General features: G+C 36.3%; 13 protein-coding genes. 2 read left to right on the top strand and 11 right to left on the bottom strand.

The window, feature by feature from the left end; genetic code table 11:
• Positions 1 to 27: 27 nt before the first annotated feature.
• On the bottom strand, positions 28 to 1,476 hold the full coding sequence (gene abc-f, locus IGL86_RS05780; protein ID WP_033625657.1) for a ribosomal protection-like ABC-F family protein: 1,449 nt from the start codon (positions 1,474 to 1,476) through the stop codon (positions 28 to 30).
• A 336-nt stretch (positions 1,477 to 1,812) separates the two neighbouring features.
• Between abc-f and IGL86_RS05775 the strand changes: the two genes are divergently transcribed.
• Positions 1,813 to 2,247, top strand: coding sequence for a hypothetical protein (locus IGL86_RS05775; RefSeq protein ID WP_002381929.1), 435 nt, complete (start codon positions 1,813 to 1,815; stop codon positions 2,245 to 2,247).
• Between the two features lie 25 nt (positions 2,248 to 2,272).
• Here IGL86_RS05775 and IGL86_RS05770 read toward each other — a convergent pair whose 3' ends face one another.
• The gene (locus IGL86_RS05770; protein WP_002357694.1) at positions 2,273 to 3,667 is read right to left on the bottom strand and encodes a 6-phospho-beta-glucosidase; all 1,395 of its coding nucleotides are present in this window, start codon (positions 3,665 to 3,667) and stop codon (positions 2,273 to 2,275) included.
• 141 nt (positions 3,668 to 3,808) lie between these two features.
• Between IGL86_RS05770 and IGL86_RS05765 the strand changes: the two genes are divergently transcribed.
• Positions 3,809 to 4,807: a LacI family DNA-binding transcriptional regulator gene (locus tag IGL86_RS05765; protein ID WP_033625656.1), complete on the top strand. Its 999-nt coding sequence runs from the start codon at positions 3,809 to 3,811 to the stop codon at positions 4,805 to 4,807.
• Positions 4,808 to 4,842: 35 nt separating this feature from the next.
• On the opposite strand, the gene IGL86_RS05760 is transcribed toward IGL86_RS05765, so the two are convergent.
• The 9 genes from IGL86_RS05760 to IGL86_RS05720 all read right to left on the bottom strand — a co-directional run bounded on the left by IGL86_RS05760 (position 4,843) and on the right by IGL86_RS05720 (position 15,743).
• The gene (locus tag IGL86_RS05760; RefSeq protein WP_002357698.1) at positions 4,843 to 6,105 is read right to left on the bottom strand and encodes an ABC transporter permease; all 1,263 of its coding nucleotides are present in this window, start codon (positions 6,103 to 6,105) and stop codon (positions 4,843 to 4,845) included.
• On the bottom strand, positions 6,098 to 6,997 hold the full coding sequence (locus tag IGL86_RS05755) for an ABC transporter ATP-binding protein (RefSeq protein WP_002357699.1): 900 nt from the start codon (positions 6,995 to 6,997) through the stop codon (positions 6,098 to 6,100). The genes IGL86_RS05760 and IGL86_RS05755 overlap by 8 nt, the downstream gene beginning before the upstream one ends.
• Positions 6,998 to 7,101: 104 nt before the next feature.
• Positions 7,102 to 7,359: a DUF3884 family protein gene (locus tag IGL86_RS05750; protein WP_010713433.1), complete on the bottom strand. Its 258-nt coding sequence runs from the start codon at positions 7,357 to 7,359 to the stop codon at positions 7,102 to 7,104.
• Positions 7,360 to 7,510: 151 nt separating this feature from the next.
• Positions 7,511 to 9,307 carry an excinuclease ABC subunit UvrC gene (gene uvrC / locus IGL86_RS05745; RefSeq protein WP_033625655.1) on the bottom strand — a complete coding sequence of 599 codons (1,797 nt, stop codon included), beginning with the start codon at positions 9,305 to 9,307 and terminating at the stop codon, positions 7,511 to 7,513.
• A gap of 164 nt (positions 9,308 to 9,471) precedes the next feature.
• The gene (gene trxA / locus IGL86_RS05740) at positions 9,472 to 9,786 is read right to left on the bottom strand and encodes a thioredoxin (protein WP_002357703.1); all 315 of its coding nucleotides are present in this window, start codon (positions 9,784 to 9,786) and stop codon (positions 9,472 to 9,474) included.
• Positions 9,787 to 9,883: 97 nt separating this feature from the next.
• Positions 9,884 to 12,250 carry an endonuclease MutS2 gene (locus IGL86_RS05735; RefSeq protein ID WP_010823651.1) on the bottom strand — a complete coding sequence of 789 codons (2,367 nt, stop codon included), beginning with the start codon at positions 12,248 to 12,250 and terminating at the stop codon, positions 9,884 to 9,886.
• A gap of 110 nt (positions 12,251 to 12,360) precedes the next feature.
• Positions 12,361 to 12,909, bottom strand: a complete 549-nt coding sequence (locus tag IGL86_RS05730; protein WP_002357705.1) for a CvpA family protein — start codon at positions 12,907 to 12,909, stop codon at positions 12,361 to 12,363.
• A 19-nt stretch (positions 12,910 to 12,928) separates the two neighbouring features.
• Positions 12,929 to 13,372 carry a cell division protein ZapA gene (gene zapA / locus IGL86_RS05725; RefSeq protein ID WP_002357706.1) on the bottom strand — a complete coding sequence of 148 codons (444 nt, stop codon included), beginning with the start codon at positions 13,370 to 13,372 and terminating at the stop codon, positions 12,929 to 12,931.
• Positions 13,373 to 13,640: 268 nt separating this feature from the next.
• The gene (locus IGL86_RS05720; RefSeq protein WP_033625654.1) at positions 13,641 to 15,743 is read right to left on the bottom strand and encodes a heavy metal translocating P-type ATPase; all 2,103 of its coding nucleotides are present in this window, start codon (positions 15,741 to 15,743) and stop codon (positions 13,641 to 13,643) included.
• Between the last annotated feature and the right edge of the window lie 19 nt (positions 15,744 to 15,762).

The following is a 15,762-nucleotide window of genomic DNA, read 5'->3' as shown; positions in this document are numbered from 1 at the left end:
AAAATAGCGACTTTTTGTTTGCTTTTTTTATTTATCAATAATTTTCCCGTTTTCTAAATAAATAGTGCGGGTGGCTACTTTTTCCACAAACGTTTCATCATGCGAGGTGAAAATTACTGTTCCTTGATAGGCACTTATAAATTCTTCAAGTGCTTGGATTGTCTCTAAATCAAGAAAATTGGTGGGTTCATCCAATAAGATGATATTATTTGGTTCTATAAACAATTGCGCCAAAGTAATTTTTATGGCTTCGCCACCACTTAGAGAAGATATCTTTGTCTGTAAATTTTCTTGTTGAAAACCTAGCCGATATAAAAGTGAACGCACAATCTTTTCAGAATAATTTGTCCGCTTCAATAAATAAGTCAACAGTGGTTCATCATTTTTTAATCGATAATCTAATTGATGATACGTTCCTAACCGGACTTTGGGAGAAAAGTAAATGGCCGGGTGACGGGCTTCAATTTGTTGAAGGAAGGTACTCTTCCCAGCACCATTTTTTCCACAAAGTGCTATTTTTTCGTTTAAAGGAATTTGAACGTTCACTTGGTTAAGAATTGTTCGATTCTCATAAGCGAAAGTTAAATTTTCAATTCTAATTGGATATGGATTGTATAAAGAGAACTGATTATTAGTAGGAAAAATAATTTTTCGCTCTTGTTTTGCTTGCGCAGCATCGGGTAATCTGTCAATTCTGGCATTAATCGCTTTCGCTTGTTTTTGGAGTGCTTTTTGTACGGTATCTTTTTGTTTAGAACCAGCTAAACGACTAGGTTTAATTTGCTTTTGTTTTTGTTTTTTTGAAACATGACTAGATTTTTGCGCTTGTGCTTGTTTCTTTGCGTAAGATTCCTGTAATTTTTTCTTTTCCTTTTGATATTGATGATAGACATTATATTGTGTTTGCTGTTCCAATTCTTTTTGACGACAATACGCATCGTAGTTCCCTAAATATTCTTTGACATGTCCATCCGAAACTTCCCAAATTTTCTCTGCTAATTGATTCAAGAAAAAGCGATCATGACTAACAAACAAAACGGTCCCATAATAATACGTTAAATCTGCCACTAACAACTGACGATGTTCTTTATCTAAATGTGTAGTTGGTTCATCTAAAATAACCCCGGTTGGATACTCTGAAAATAATGTTGCTAAGCGTTTTTGGACTTTTTCGCCACCACTTAGTTTTTGATTTTTCTGATTTAGCAAACAGTTTTTGTCAGTTTTCTCTGATTCATTCGTTATTTCTTCAGCTACTTGTGCCAAGTAATGAAAGTCGTTCAATCTTTGAACTTTTCCTTTGTCTGATTGAATCTTACCCATAATTAAATTGAGCAGTGTTGATTTTCCTGCGCCGTTTTTACCAATAATCCCAATTTTTTCATTTTCATATACAAATAATTCATCAATTTCTAGAATTGGTTTTCCCGAAAAGTGAATACTTACTTCTTTCAGATGAATACTTAATTTTTTCATTTAGCCCTCTTCTTTCATTTCTGAAACGAAAGAATCTTGGGTACGCAAAAAAGGACAGCCTAATCGCTATCCTTGTAGTTTCGTATAAAAGTACACACGTCACCCATGAATTTTAATTTCAGACTTTTTGATAAGATTTATTCAATTTATTTTGTCAAAAAGTCAATCCAAATTCTGATAGATGCCAACATACAATTATACCTCCTCGTTTAATTACTCCCACATTAACACCTCTGCTTTCTTTTGTCAATTCTGACCCTAAAATCAGAGAATCGGACTTTAGTAGGATACAATTTTACCGCAAACTATGGCAAAATAAAGACGGAGGTGAAAACCATGAAGATTACATTGACACGAAAAACATCAGCTTGGGGCGCGTTACGCTATTTTACATTTTATAAAAATGGTGTGCATCAAGGGAAACTTTTTACTAATGTACCTATTGAAATTGAGGCTGATCCTGGGGATGTTTTAACGTTCTATGAAGGCTGGTTCCAGTTTTATCGGCGCATTGAAGTTACTGAAGATACCAAAGAAATCACGATTATCAATTCTAAAAAATTGCAACACGTTTTTTATACCTGTGTCGTCTTATTTTTAATTTTAACGCTATTATTCCTTTCCGCACAGAAACTTTCGACATTTATTATTGCTGAAATTTTAATTTACTCTGGTATTCAGTGGCTGTTCCGGCAACAAACCTATCATTTTACTGTCAAGAAAAAAACGGAATCCTTTGCTTCCTATTCTAAAAAAAGTATCGCACACTAAACGAATCTTTAGCGTGCGATATTTTTTAATTACTTTTCATTAATTCGGCCACATATGTGACTGTTTCTGGTTGTGTTTCTTCAATTTTATTAATCGCATCTGCAAAATTCGGTAAATGCGCTTTGTGGGCAATTAATAATTCGTCCAACAAGGTCTTCGCCATGACGCCGCCAGGAACTAATGGATTAATAGTGAAAGCATGCAATGCTGCGCCGTAATCACCATTGATGGCTGCTCGAATAACCGTTTCTTCCATAGCTTTCATATTTTGAATAATTCCTCGTGCTGCTGGCGGAAAGGCCCCCCAGTTGTAAGGTTCATGGCCATGTGCTGTCACAGGTCCAGATACTTCTACAACACAATCATACGGTAAATCAGTAATTGTCCCATTATTTTCAGTAGAAACAACCATATCCGTTCGTTTATCATTATAAATTGATGCGATCATTTCACAAGCTGCATCGCTATAGTGTGTGCCGCCCCGTTCTTCTAATTCTTTTGGTTTGTAATCTAGTTTGGGATCTTTATACAATTCAAACAGACGACCTTCCGTTTCTTTAACTACTTGTGCTCTTGTTTCGCCCCGTTCATACTCTTCGATGGAATGCTTCAACATCTCATCTTCAATATAATAATAGCGATGATAACCACATGGTAACATTCCTAAATCTTTTAACTGTTCATAATGGAACGGCGCATCAAAAATATTTTTCAAATGACTTTCTTGCTCTTGCTTAGGTCCGTAAATTAAATCAATGAGTTCTTGTGTTCGCTCTTGTCCTTCTTTGTCCCAAACGCGGTGCCAATGGAAATGATTAATTCCAGCAAATTTAAAGAATAAGTCTTCTTCTGGAATTCCCAGCATTTCGGCCGCTTGTTTTCTATGACCAATCGGCACATTACATAAGCCAACTGTTTTTTTCCAACCACCATGTTTAATTGCAGCTTCCGTAACCATTCCAGCTGGATTAGTAAAATTCACTAACCAAGCATCTGGGCAAAGGCGTTTCATATCGTCAATAATAGCTAAAATGACAGGAATTGTTCGAAATGCTTTAAACATTCCTCCCGCGCCATTTGTTTCTTGGCCTAATACTCCATGGGACAAAGGAATCCGTTCATCTTTAATGCGAGCATCTAATAATCCTACACGGAACTGTGTTGAAACAAAATCCGCCCCTTTTAAGGCTGCTTCACGGTCCAATGTTAAATGAACTTCCCAATCTAAACCAGCAGCTTTAATCATGCGCTTCGCCATTGCCCCAACGATTTCCAATTTTTCTTTACCAGCTTCAATATCGACTAACCAAATTTCCTTAATTGGCAGTTCATCTTTTCTTTTAATGTATCCTTCAATTAATTCAGGTGTATAACTAGAACCGCCACCAATTGTTGCAATTTTTAATGCTCCTCTTGTCATCCGTCTTCTTCCTCCTTGATTAAATTGTTATCGTTTACATCTTTAGGATAAATTATGGGAATGTTCCCATGTCAAGCACTATTTTCAAAAAAATGTATGCTATACTTCTTATAAGAATACATTCCACTTTGGAGGTAAAAAATGACGTCTATCATTGATGTAGCAAAAGTTGCCGGTGTCTCGAAATCGACTGTTTCTCGCTTAATTTCTGGAAAAGGATATGTGAGTGCCGATAGTCAAGAAAAAATTCTCAAAGCAATGAAAGAATTAAATTATACCCCGAATTATGTGGCGCGGAATTTACGAGCAGGTGCCACAAAAACTATTGGCTTTTTAGCCCCTAGCTATTTAGGTTCCTTAGGTATTTTCTTGAATCGCTTTATTTCAATTGCCAAAAAATACAATTATTCCGTAACCTTATTTTTTACAGATGGCGATCAGCAGAAAGAAATTGATGCCTTGAACCAATTAAAATACAAACAATTAGATGGCTTGTTTTTATTGACACGAACAAATGAATGGTCGGTGATTGAGCCTTACAGCGCGTATGGCCCTTTAGCAACCTGGCATCGTATCGATTCACCTAATATATACTCTTCCTACATTGATCATTACTCTGGTTACTATCGTTCCTTAGAATATTTACAACAACAAGGATACCAAAAAATCGGTCATGTCCTCGGTAATCCCGAAAATTTAAACACGCACGCACGAAAACGTGCAATGAAAGATTTTTATGAAAACACTCAGGCACCTTGGCAAGCTGAGTGGCTGATTAATGATCAGTATACTAACCATTCTGGTCGCAAAATTGCCCACTACTGGCAACAATTAACCGACAAGCCAGAAGCTTTGGCCTTTTATAATGATCACGTAGCAGCTGAGTTTATTTCAGAACTTGAAAATCTAAATTATACCGTTCCTCGCGATGTCGCTGTCATTGGCTTTGATAATAGTTATGTCAGTGAGTTGATGCATATTACGACTGTTGATTATGCCATTCAGTATCAAGCCGAAAACTCATTTATTTACCTATACAACCAATTAAATCAGACGAACATTCCTGAAAAAAAATTAACCGTTCGTCTAGTTGAACGACGAACGGTGCCTAAAAAAGACCCGGCAGATCAGTCACTTTGACTGATTTACCGGGTCCTTTTAGAGTTAAACAAAAATTATTTATGCTTTTGTTCATTTTTTAAAATAGAAATTGACTGTTTTAAGGATTGAATCATGCCGCCTTCGCTGTATACAAGAACGTTTGATTTGTATAAACGAGCAGAGAAGATTGTTAAAATAATTCCAAAGACTGCCAAAATCACTAATGAGACAATTGCTTCCATTGTTGATGCCGTTTCGGTCGCCAAGCGTACTGGCATAATGTATGACGAAATCAGCGGAATAAAGGAAGTCACTTTCACCACGATATTTTGTGGATCATTCGTCCCAAACGTAATGCCAATCATATAACCGATTAAACCAATATACATGATGGGCTGAACTGCTTTTGCTGTATCCTCTGGTTTGGAAACAAGAGAACCACAAAGTGCTGCCAAAACAGCAAAAACGAGAATACCAATAATGAAAAAGCCTAATGTAAAAATAAAGGTTGATGAAAAAATACTTTGTGGTGAAATACCACTTAATAGACTTTTCATAAAATCAAGATTTTTCAATTGAGAATAGCCGAGAACAAACGCCACTCCGTAAATAAAAATTTGTGTTAAAGCTACTAGAATAACCCCAGTTAATTTGCCATAAAAATGGGTTTGCGCTTTTGTACTAGAGAGAATAACTTCCATGATTCTAGTGCCTTTTTCAGAAGCAATCTCTTGGGCAATAATTGAAGAATAACTGCTGATGAAGACAAATAACAAAATTGTTATCCCCATTGCTAACGCCATTTGAATCCCTGTGTTATCTTCTCCTGTTTTTATTTTGCCATTTTCATCAAAACTAATTTTGGCTTTTTTAAATGTTGCTTGTTGATTCAACATGGCAACTTGCTCAGCTGTTAGGTTTAAACGATTGGCATTCGCCATTGTTTGTAATTGGTTTAACATTTGAGGAATTAGCATCTCGGTTGCATTTCCTAAAGAGCGTTCAGAGTAAAGCTGACCAGAAATCTGATTATCTGTAGTGTCCAAAAGTAAATAGGCATCAATTTTCTCGTCTTTTAATTGTTCTTGGGCCTTTTTCTCAGAAGAAACAGCTTTGAAAGAAAAGTCCTCTGTTTTATTCTTTGTCAACTCTTTAACCAGCGCTTGGTTTTCCGAAACCAGACCAATGGTAGTATCTCCTGAAAAACCGCTAGCTAGAGAGCCCGCTAAGTAAACAATTCCTACAAGAAGAAATGGCGCTAAAATCATGATTAAGAAAGACAGCGACTTCACATTTTTCTTATAGACATCAGTCGCAATAATCCAAAATTTACTCATCTTGCCCACCTACTTTCATTTTGAAAATTTCTTCCAATGTTGGTGGTTGTTGATTAAACATTGGAATGTAGCCGTTGGCTGTCGCTTTATCAAACAACACTTTGCCCACTTCAGCGTTTTCTAATGTCGCTTCTAAGACGCCATCTTGTCGCAAGTGTGCTTCTTTCACACCTGCTGTAGCAGCAACTTCCTCAACAGATAACGGTGATTCTAAAAATAATTTTGTTCGACCAAATTGTTGTCGAATTTCATGAACCTGACCATCTAAAACCATGCGTCCATTTTTTAACATGACTAAATGGTCACAGATTTTTTCCACATTGTCCATATTATGACTGGAAAAAATGACACAAGAACCTTGATTTTTCAATTCAATAATGCCGTCTTTTAATAATTCTGCATTAACTGGATCCAAGCCACTGAATGGTTCGTCTAAAATAATTAACTTCGGTTCATGAATAAGTGTCGCAATCAATTGAACTTTTTGTTGATTGCCTTTTGATAAAGATTTAACTTTATCCGTTTTTTTGCCTTTAACTTGAAATTTTTCCATCCAAAAGTCAATTTTAGGTTCAATTTCTTTTTTAGTTTTCCCCCGCAATGAAGCGAAATAAATTAGTTGGTCTTCAATCGTAATTTTAGGATATAAACCCCGTTCTTCTGGTAAATAACCAATAATATTGTATTCTTTTTCGTTTAATGGTTGACCATTCCATAAAACCGACCCGCTATCTTGTGTTAAAAAATTTAAAATCAAGCGAAACGTAGTTGTTTTCCCGGCACCATTTTGGCCAATTAATCCTAAAATTTTCCCGTCCGGTATCGTAAAGGATACATGATCAACTGCTTTAAAATCCCCAAAGGTTTTGACTAACTCTTTTACCTCTAACACATAAACGCCCCCTTCACTTTTTCTAAACCGCTGTTTAGTTACTCATATCGTATCTTTACTGTGTTGGCTTGTCAATGACAATTGTTATGGAAAGATGCTGCACTTTAATCAGACGCTTTATTTTCTGCTAAACGAAAAAGACCATCCGTCTCGGCAGAAATATGCACTTCATTTGCGGACAAGCCTGTACTTTCATAAAATGTATTTTTAAATTCCTTTGCCGATTTTGATGATTGGCAGGCCCAAATTCGACCTGTACGATTCAGCCACGTACCCAATTCATTTATTAAACGCTCATCAATCAGTAATTGATTTGGTACTTTTTTAAATTTTATTTGATAAACGGGTGTTAGTATTTTCATGATCAGACGTCCTCTCTTTTAAGTTAGTATTAGTATATCACGAAAGAAATCGTTATCATATTTTCTTGAGAGTTCAACTTTTCATGAAAAAATTGAATAAAAAAACCAGACAAATTAGGAAAAGCACCTAATTGGTCTGGTTCATTTTCATTTATTTTTCTATCTCAGAGGTTGTTTCTTGGTGCAAATGACGATACACATTCTTTGCGACAGTTTCAGGTAACCCAGCTTTTCTTAATTCTTCAACACTGGCTGCCGTAATATTTTTAAGCGATTTAAATTCTTTTAAAAGATTTTTTTTGCGTTTCGGTCCCAAGCCTTCAATGTTATCTAATTTGGAAGCAAAACTATTTTTACTACGTAATTGACGATGGAATGTGATGGCGAAACGATGGACTTCATCTTGGATTCGTTGCAACAAGAAAAATTCTTGTGAGTTTCTTTCCAATGGTACAACTTCTAAGTTTGGACCAAATAAAAGTTCACTCGTTTTGTGCTTGTCGTTCTTGGCTAATCCAGCTACAGGAATATCGACTCCTAGTTGATTGGCTAACACATCTTTAGCAACATCGACTTGACCTTTACCACCATCGATTAAAATTAAATCAGGAAAAGGCAAGCCTTCTTTTAAAACTCGTGAATATCTGCGATAAATGACTTCTCTCATAGAAGCGTAATCATCAGGACCTTGGACAGTTTTTATTTTATATTTTCGATACTCATTTTTAGCTGGCCGTCCGTCAATAAACACAACCATCGCAGAAACAGGGTTGGTTCCCATAATATTTGAATTATCAAATGCTTCAATTCGAATGGGCGCAGGTATGTTCATCGCATTGCCTAATTTTTCAACTGCGCCAATTGTTCGTTCTTGTTTCCGTACAATCAAATCGAATTTTTCATTTAAAGCAACTGCAGCATTTTTACTGGCTAATTTAACCAGTTTTTTCTTTTCTCCCCGTTGCGGCTGCAAGACTTTCGTAGCTAATAAAGCTTCGACGCTTTCTTTATCAATGTCATCAGGAATCAAGACTTCTTTTGGCACAAAATGCTCATTCTCTTGATAAAATTGTCCAATAAAAGTTAAAAATGCTTCACTGGCATCATCATAAAATGGAAAAATCGATACATCACGTTCGATTAATTTTCCTTGTCTGACAAAGAATACTTGGACACACATCCAGCCTTTATCAACAGCATAACCAAACACATCACGATCAATTAAATCCACATTCGTCATTTTTTGGCGGGTCATAACTGTTTCAATCGCTTTAATTTGATCGCGAAATTCTGCAGCTTTTTCAAATTCCATATGTGCTGCTGCATAAGCCATTTTTTCTTGTAAGCGGTCTTGAATTTCTGTATGTCCACCAGAGAGAAACCCTTTAATCTCTTCCACCATATCTTTGTAGACTTGCGGATCTACATCAAAAGCATAGGGACACAGACATTGCCCTAAATGGTAATACAAACAAGGTTTTTTTTGCGACGGATTACATTTTCGCAAAGGAAAAAGCCGATCTAACAGTTTCTTTGTTTCATTCGCTGCATTTACATCTGGATATGGTCCAAAATATAACGCTTTGTCTTTTAAAACCTTTCGAGTAATCATTAAACGAGGATATTTTTCGTTTGTGATTTTAATAAAAGGATAGGTTTTATCGTCTTTTAACATGATGTTATATTTGGGATTATTTTTATGGATTAAATTAATTTCTAATAAAAGTGCTTCAATATTCGATTCTGTCACAATATATTCAAAATCATCGATTTCACTGACTAATCGTTCTGTCTTAGTATCATGGCTACCACGAAAATAAGACCGGACACGGTTTTTCAAAATTTTGGCTTTCCCAACATAGATAATCGTGCCGTTTTTATCTTTCATTAAATAACAACCAGGTTGATCAGGAAGCAGTGCTAATTTATTTTTTATTCGTTCGTTCATACGATACTTCCTTTCTAACAAAATACTTCATCTATTATACACCTCTTTTTGTAATTAAACAAAAAAAGCCGCTACTTTATGTACGAAAGAAACAGCCTGAAAAGACAATCGCTAATGATTTCTCTTCAGACTGAATCAGACTATTCGTAATGACTAATCAACGTTTATAAGTGTTTGGCAATCATTGCTTGCAATTGGTCTTTTGTATGAACACCGACTGCTTTTTCAACAACTTCGCCATCTTTTTTCAATAGCAATGTTGGGATGCTCATGATTCCAAAACTTGCTGGTGTTGCAGGATTTTCATCCACATCCATTTTGACGATTTTTACTTCGTCTTCATCATATTCTTCAGATAATTGTTCTAAGATGGGTGCTTGCATACGACAAGGGCCACACCAAGTTGCCCAAAAGTCGATTAAGACTAATCCTTCATCTGTTTCTGTTGCAAAATCTTTATCGGTAATTGCTTGTGTCATTTCACAAACCTCCTACTCTTTACTCTTATTACATGCTTAGTATAACATGTCATCTCTAAGATAGCGAGTGTTCTGCTTACTTATTGTAAGTCCTTGTTTATTGGAATTTTACGACAGTCGCACCATTACCACCTTGGTTTTGTGGCGCAAATTCATAGCTTTTCACACTGCGGTGATTTTTTAAAAATTCCGTTATTCCGGTTCTTAATGCACCTGTTCCTTTGCCGTGAACAATGGTTACTTGTGGATAGCCCGCTAGAATCGCAGCATCAATGTATTGGTCAACTTCTGCCAATGCTTCTTCGTAGCGTTTGCCACGTAAGTCTAGTTGTGTGCTAACATGACTGCTTTCTGCAGAACGAACCGTTGTAACTCTTGGTTTTGCTTCTTTTTGTGGAGCGACAGGCGTCATATCCTCTTCAGATACGTTCATTTTTAAAATGCCTAATTGGACTTGCCATTGTCCTTTGCCGTTGTCTTTTAATAAGGTCCCTCGTTGGCCGTAGGTATTGACAATTACTTCATCGCCAGCTTTTAATTTTTTCTGCTCTTTCGCCTTCTTCAGCACTTTGTTTTTAGCAAGCTTAGTTTCTTCGTGGTGTAATTGAGAAAGTTGTGTTTTCGCATCAATTAACTGATGTTCTTTGACACCACCTTGTTGGCCACTTTCCAATTGCATTTTGCGAATATCAGAAATAATGGTTTCTGCGTTTTCTTCCGCTTCTGCAATAATTTTATTCGCTTCTTTCCGCGCTTTTTGTAATTCTTTTTCTCGTTCTTCAAAAAATACTTGATAGGCTTCTTTCAGTTCTTTATGCAAAGCGGCCGATTCATCGACATAGTGGCGAGCTTCTAAATATTCAGTTTCGGCCATTTTGCGACGATTTTCCAGGTCTTCAATCATTTCGTTTAAATCTTGACTTTCACCGTCCATTATTTGTTTTGCAGCCTCGATAATACTGTTGTCTAATCCAAGACGTTTCGAAATTTCAAAAGCATTACTTCGGCCAGGCACACCAATTAATAAACGATAGGTTGGACTCAAAGTATCTACATCAAATTCCATACTGGCATTGATTGTTCCAGCTCGATTATAGCCATACACTTTTAATTCAGGATAATGGGTTGTTGCCATCACATAGGCTCCTTTAGCACCCAATGAATCTAAAATGGCAATCGCTAAAGCGGCCCCTTCTTGCGGATCTGTCCCAGCACCTAATTCATCAAATAGTACTAAACTTTGATGATCGACTTTCTTTAAGACAGACACGATATTCGTCATATGTGAAGAGAAAGTACTTAAACTTTGTTCAATCGATTGTTCATCCCCGATATCCGCAAATACTTCTGTAAAAATACCCATTTTACTTTCTTCTTCAACTGGAATAGGTAATCCAGCTTGACCCATTAATTGTAAAAGACCTAACGTTTTCAGAGTAATGGTTTTCCCGCCGGTATTAGGCCCTGTAATCACAATTGCTTGATATTCTTCTCCAATCACAATGTCATTGGCTACAGCTTTTTCTGGATCCAATAGTGGGTGCCGGGCTTGTTTAAAAACTACATGATTTGCTTGACTAATTTCTGGAACAACTGCTTTTAGTTCTTTTCCTAGTCGCGCCTTAGCATTAATAAAATCAAGTTTACCGATGACATAAGCATTATGCGTAATTTCTCGGCGATAAGGGACCAACTCAGCCGACAGTTCTGCCAAGATGCGAGTAATCTCATTTCTTTCGGCAATTTGTTGTTGTCGCAAACGATTATTCATTTCTAAAATTTGTTTAGGTTCAATAAATAAGGTTTGTCCTGAAGCACTTTGGTCGTGAACCACGCCACCAAAAATATTTTTATATTCTTGTTTGACTGGAATTACGTAGCGTTCATTTCGCATAGTAACAAGAGCATCACTAAGGTAACGTGCGTTTTTCCCACGAATAATACTATCTAGTTCTTCTCGAATGGTCTGCTCACTACGTCGAATATTTTGCCGAATTGCCTTTAAGGCTGGCGAAGCTTCATCTGTGACGTAGCCATCATCATCAATGGCTTGTTTGAGTTGGCGATTTAATTCAGGCAAAACTTCTAGTTGCTCTCGCCACATATATAAACGTTCAAAATCAACTTCATTTTCACTTAACTCATCAAAAAAACGAGTCAGTTCTGAAGTAGTCGACAAGACACGGCCTACTTGTGCTAATTCTATGCCATTTAAATCCGCACCAATTTCAATCCGTTTCATGTGTGGTTGGATATTTTCTAATTTAGGAATGGGGATTCCACCACGTAATCGTTGAACTTTTAAACCATCCTGTGTTTCATTTAGCCATGATTGAATTTTATTTTCATCAGCAATCGGTAATAATTCCGAAACTTCGTTTGTCCCCTGAGCTGTCACAATAAATTGCAACAACTGTTGTTTTACTTTATCAAACCCTAATGTTGATAGAATACGCTGATTCATTTTTCCACCTACTTTTCTAACTTTTTCATTTGTTGAAAAGACTGAGACATAACATAAGAAGTTTCGCTTTGCTCACTTACTTCTTATCTCTATCTCAGTCCCATTCAGCTTTATTTCGTAATTGGTTCAACCCATAATTCATATGCTTGTTTTGTTAGAATTGGGGTATTTTTTACAATGCCTCGTGCCAAGCCACTTGACCGAAACTGATTTTGGACAATATCTGACGGAATCATTGACGCCGTAGCTAACACTAGAAAAAGACCCACGTATAATACAAGAACACTTAATACGCCACCTAATAGTCCATTTACCTGTTTCAAAACTGGAATAAATGTTAATCCATGTAAAAAGATAGCTAAAAAACGAACGACCAACCAGCCTGCAAACAGCAATAATAAAAACGCAACTGCTGAATAAAAGGCTTTGTCCAAGTCTAAAGAAATCTCTTGATTAAAAAAGACAAGCTTTGACGTTGGCGTAACCGATGGATATGGAATATACAATTCTAAATGAGAAGCGACCTCTTTGTAATAGGTTCGAGCAACAAAATATGAAATTAAATAACCTACCGAATAGAGCACTTGTAAAATCAAGCCTCGTTTAGCTCCTGTATAAAATCCAAAGGCTAAAAGTAATAAAATAAGTATTGTTAACATCTTGTCATCCTTTCAGGAACTACTCCGAAACACCTTTATTTTGAATCTGCTGTTTTCGATTTTCATTCAAAATTTGTTGGGCTTCCACATGATTATGAATTTCTACATCTTCTTGTCCATTCTTTTTCAAAACATCCCGTGCTTCTTCTTCGATAATTTCCATTCGGCGCACACGATTCTCTAATTCAGCCAAACGAATGGTTTTCTGTTTTAAATCTGCTACTTGTTTTTCCAATTTTAAAGCATATTCTTGTTTTTTTAGTTGATCTGAAATTGCATTAATTGCTAATAAAACAGAAGCTTGTTCCGTATCAGTTTGCGGAGAAAGATGTTTAATTTCCGCCAGTTGTTCGTTGACAATTTTTGTGACTAAATCCATATGTTGTTTTGACTCTTGGCCAATAATTGTATACGTATGGTCTGCAATGATTGCTTTATATCGTGTTTTTTCATTTGATGCCATGTTGAGGTTCCCTCCTGTAAATCAATCCATTCTTGCTTATTGTACCATGAAAAAAAAGCGAAGCGCAATTTTCGTACAAATTCTCTCTTATTATATGCCACAAAGCGAAAAATTTAAAGATTTCTTTACAAGAACTCTGGCAATTTAAGAACGAATAGAAATTGTGTAGGAGAAAAAGCGTGGAACAAAAAGTCAAAGTGATTTTTGTCCCACGCTCAAACTCTGATAATCAGCTAAAAATGTTTGTTTCAGCTGTACTTTTTAAGGCTTAGTTATTATCTTTCATCTTTTCTACACGTAAACAACGCATAGCATTTAAAACAGCGATAATAGTTACACCAACATCAGCAAACACTGCTGCTTGCATTGAAGCCAAGCCTAATGCACCTAGTACCAAAACAATAATTTTAACAGCAATCGCAAAGATAATGTTTTGTTTAACAATTCTCAATGTTTTTCTTGATAATTTAATCGCAGAGGCGATACGACTTGGTTCATCATTCATAATCACCACATCAGCAGCTTCAATTGCAGCATCACTTCCTAAACCACCCATGGCAATCCCAACATCAGCCCGAGCTAAAACAGGTGCATCATTCATACCATCACCAACAAAGGCAACTTTGTTTTTAGGTGAAGATGCTTTTAACAACTCTTCTAAACGATCCACTTTGCCATCTGGTAAAAGTTCCGCATAAACTTTGTCAACACCAACTTCTTTTGCAATAGCTTCTGCAACTTGTTGATTGTCTCCAGTCAGCATAACAGTTTGTTTGACCCCTTCAGCTTTTAATTCTTTTATTGCTGAAATGGCGTCTGGTTTCAATTGATCCGCAATCACTAAGTAGCCTGCAAATTGATTATCAATAGCGACAAAAATTAAAGTTCCCGCTTCCTTCACTTCTGGTGCTTCGATACCAAATTGTCTCATTAACTTCGCATTACCGACTAAAACTGTTTTGCCTTCAATTGTGGCTTTGATACCGTGACCGGCAACCTCTTCAATTGCTGTTGCTGGAACAGTTTCTTTGCCATAGCTTTCTTTAATAGAAATAGCAATTGGATGAGTGGATAATTGTTCTGCTGTTGCTGTTAAACGCAACAACTCTTCTTCAGGTAAAACAACACTAGTTATGTTTTGAACCACAAAATTTCCTTTTGTTAGCGTACCAGTTTTATCAAAAACAATCGTTTCCGTATTCGCTAAAATTTCTAAATAGTTGCTCCCTTTAATTAAAACACCTAGTTTGCTGGCTCCGCCAATTCCACCGAAGAAACTTAAAGGAACAGAAATGACTAAGGCACATGGACAAGAAATAACCAAGAACGTTAATGCCCGATAAACCCATTCATTAATAGAAGTATCAGGGAAAATAAATGGTGGAATCACTGCCAATAAGACAGCTAAAACAACGACAACTGGTGTATAGTAACGAGCAAATTTAGAAATAAAGTTTTCTGCAGGGGCTTTTTTACTGCTAGCATTTTCAACTAAATCTAAAATTTTGCTAACTGTTGAATCCCCAAATTTTTTCGTAACATTAATAGTCAAGGCCCCATTTTTATTAATAAAACCACCTAAGATTTCATCGCCGACTTTGACCGTTCTTGGAACGGATTCACCAGTCAACGCAGAGGTATCTATCATACTTGATCCATCAATAATTTGACCATCTAATGGAACTTTTTCACCTGGTTTCACTAATATTTGTTGCCCAATTTCAATTGTATCTGGAGCGACCGCTTTTATTTGTCCATTTACTAAAAGGTTTGCTGAATCTGGACGAATATCCATTAATTTGGCAATTGATTTTCTGGATTGATCAACCGCAGCACTTTGGAACCATTCGCCGACTTGGTAGAACAACATTACTGCCACAGCTTCGGGATATTCCCCAATAAAAAATGCCCCAATCGTTGCCACAGACATTAAGAAATTTTCATCAAACACTTCCCCACGAAAAATATTCGTTACCGCTCGTTTGACAATGTCGCCACCAATTAAGACATAAACGACTAAATAAGACGCCAAAGCAACCCAATTATTACTTGGCTTAATGATAATAAGTGCTAAAAATAAAACAAATGCAATAATGATACGAATTAAGCGATTCTTATTTGGATTACGTCCCTCTTCTTCTTTGACATCTTTTAAAGAAATAACTTTGACATCTGGTTCTAACTTACCAATCACTGCACGCGCTTCATTTTCGACTTCTAAATCATGTCCTGATTCAACTTCCAGTGTCATTTTTTCAGCCATGAAGTCTACACGCGCTTTTTCTACTCCGTGAATTTTTTGGACAGATTTTTCAATTTTGTCTGCACAACTTGCACAATCAAGTCCTTCTAGTTTATAACTCTTTTGCATTTAAACACCTTCACTCCCT

This window comes from Enterococcus sp. DIV0774, from assembly GCF_050539095.1.
Lineage (GTDB): Bacteria > Bacillota > Bacilli > Lactobacillales > Enterococcaceae > Enterococcus > Enterococcus faecalis.
Note: the sequence above shows the minus strand (reverse complement) of the source record. Positions and strands in the feature narration are given on the sequence as shown.

Bases quoted from the DNA above. Each gene is read 5' to 3' on its own strand.
- IGL86_RS05730 (WP_002357705.1), bottom strand. From the start codon at position 12,909: ATGTTAACAATACTTATTTTATTACTTTTAGCCTTTGGATTTTATACA.
- IGL86_RS05735 (WP_010823651.1), bottom strand. From the start codon at position 12,250: ATGAATCAGCGTATTCTATCAACATTAGGGTTTGATAAAGTAAAACAA.
- IGL86_RS05760 (WP_002357698.1), bottom strand. From the start codon at position 6,105: ATGAGTAAATTTTGGATTATTGCGACTGATGTCTATAAGAAAAATGTG.
- uvrC (WP_033625655.1), bottom strand. From the start codon at position 9,307: ATGAACGAACGAATAAAAAATAAATTAGCACTGCTTCCTGATCAACCT.
- IGL86_RS05720 (WP_033625654.1), bottom strand. From the start codon at position 15,743: ATGCAAAAGAGTTATAAACTAGAAGGACTTGATTGTGCAAGTTGTGCA.
- trxA (WP_002357703.1), bottom strand. From the start codon at position 9,786: ATGACACAAGCAATTACCGATAAAGATTTTGCAACAGAAACAGATGAA.
- IGL86_RS05750 (WP_010713433.1), bottom strand. From the start codon at position 7,359: ATGAAAATACTAACACCCGTTTATCAAATAAAATTTAAAAAAGTACCA.
- IGL86_RS05775 (WP_002381929.1), top strand. From the start codon at position 1,813: ATGAAGATTACATTGACACGAAAAACATCAGCTTGGGGCGCGTTACGC.
- zapA (WP_002357706.1), bottom strand. From the start codon at position 13,372: ATGGCATCAAATGAAAAAACACGATATAAAGCAATCATTGCAGACCAT.
- IGL86_RS05770 (WP_002357694.1), bottom strand. From the start codon at position 3,667: ATGACAAGAGGAGCATTAAAAATTGCAACAATTGGTGGCGGTTCTAGT.
- abc-f (WP_033625657.1), bottom strand. From the start codon at position 1,476: ATGAAAAAATTAAGTATTCATCTGAAAGAAGTAAGTATTCACTTTTCG.
- IGL86_RS05765 (WP_033625656.1), top strand. From the start codon at position 3,809: ATGACGTCTATCATTGATGTAGCAAAAGTTGCCGGTGTCTCGAAATCG.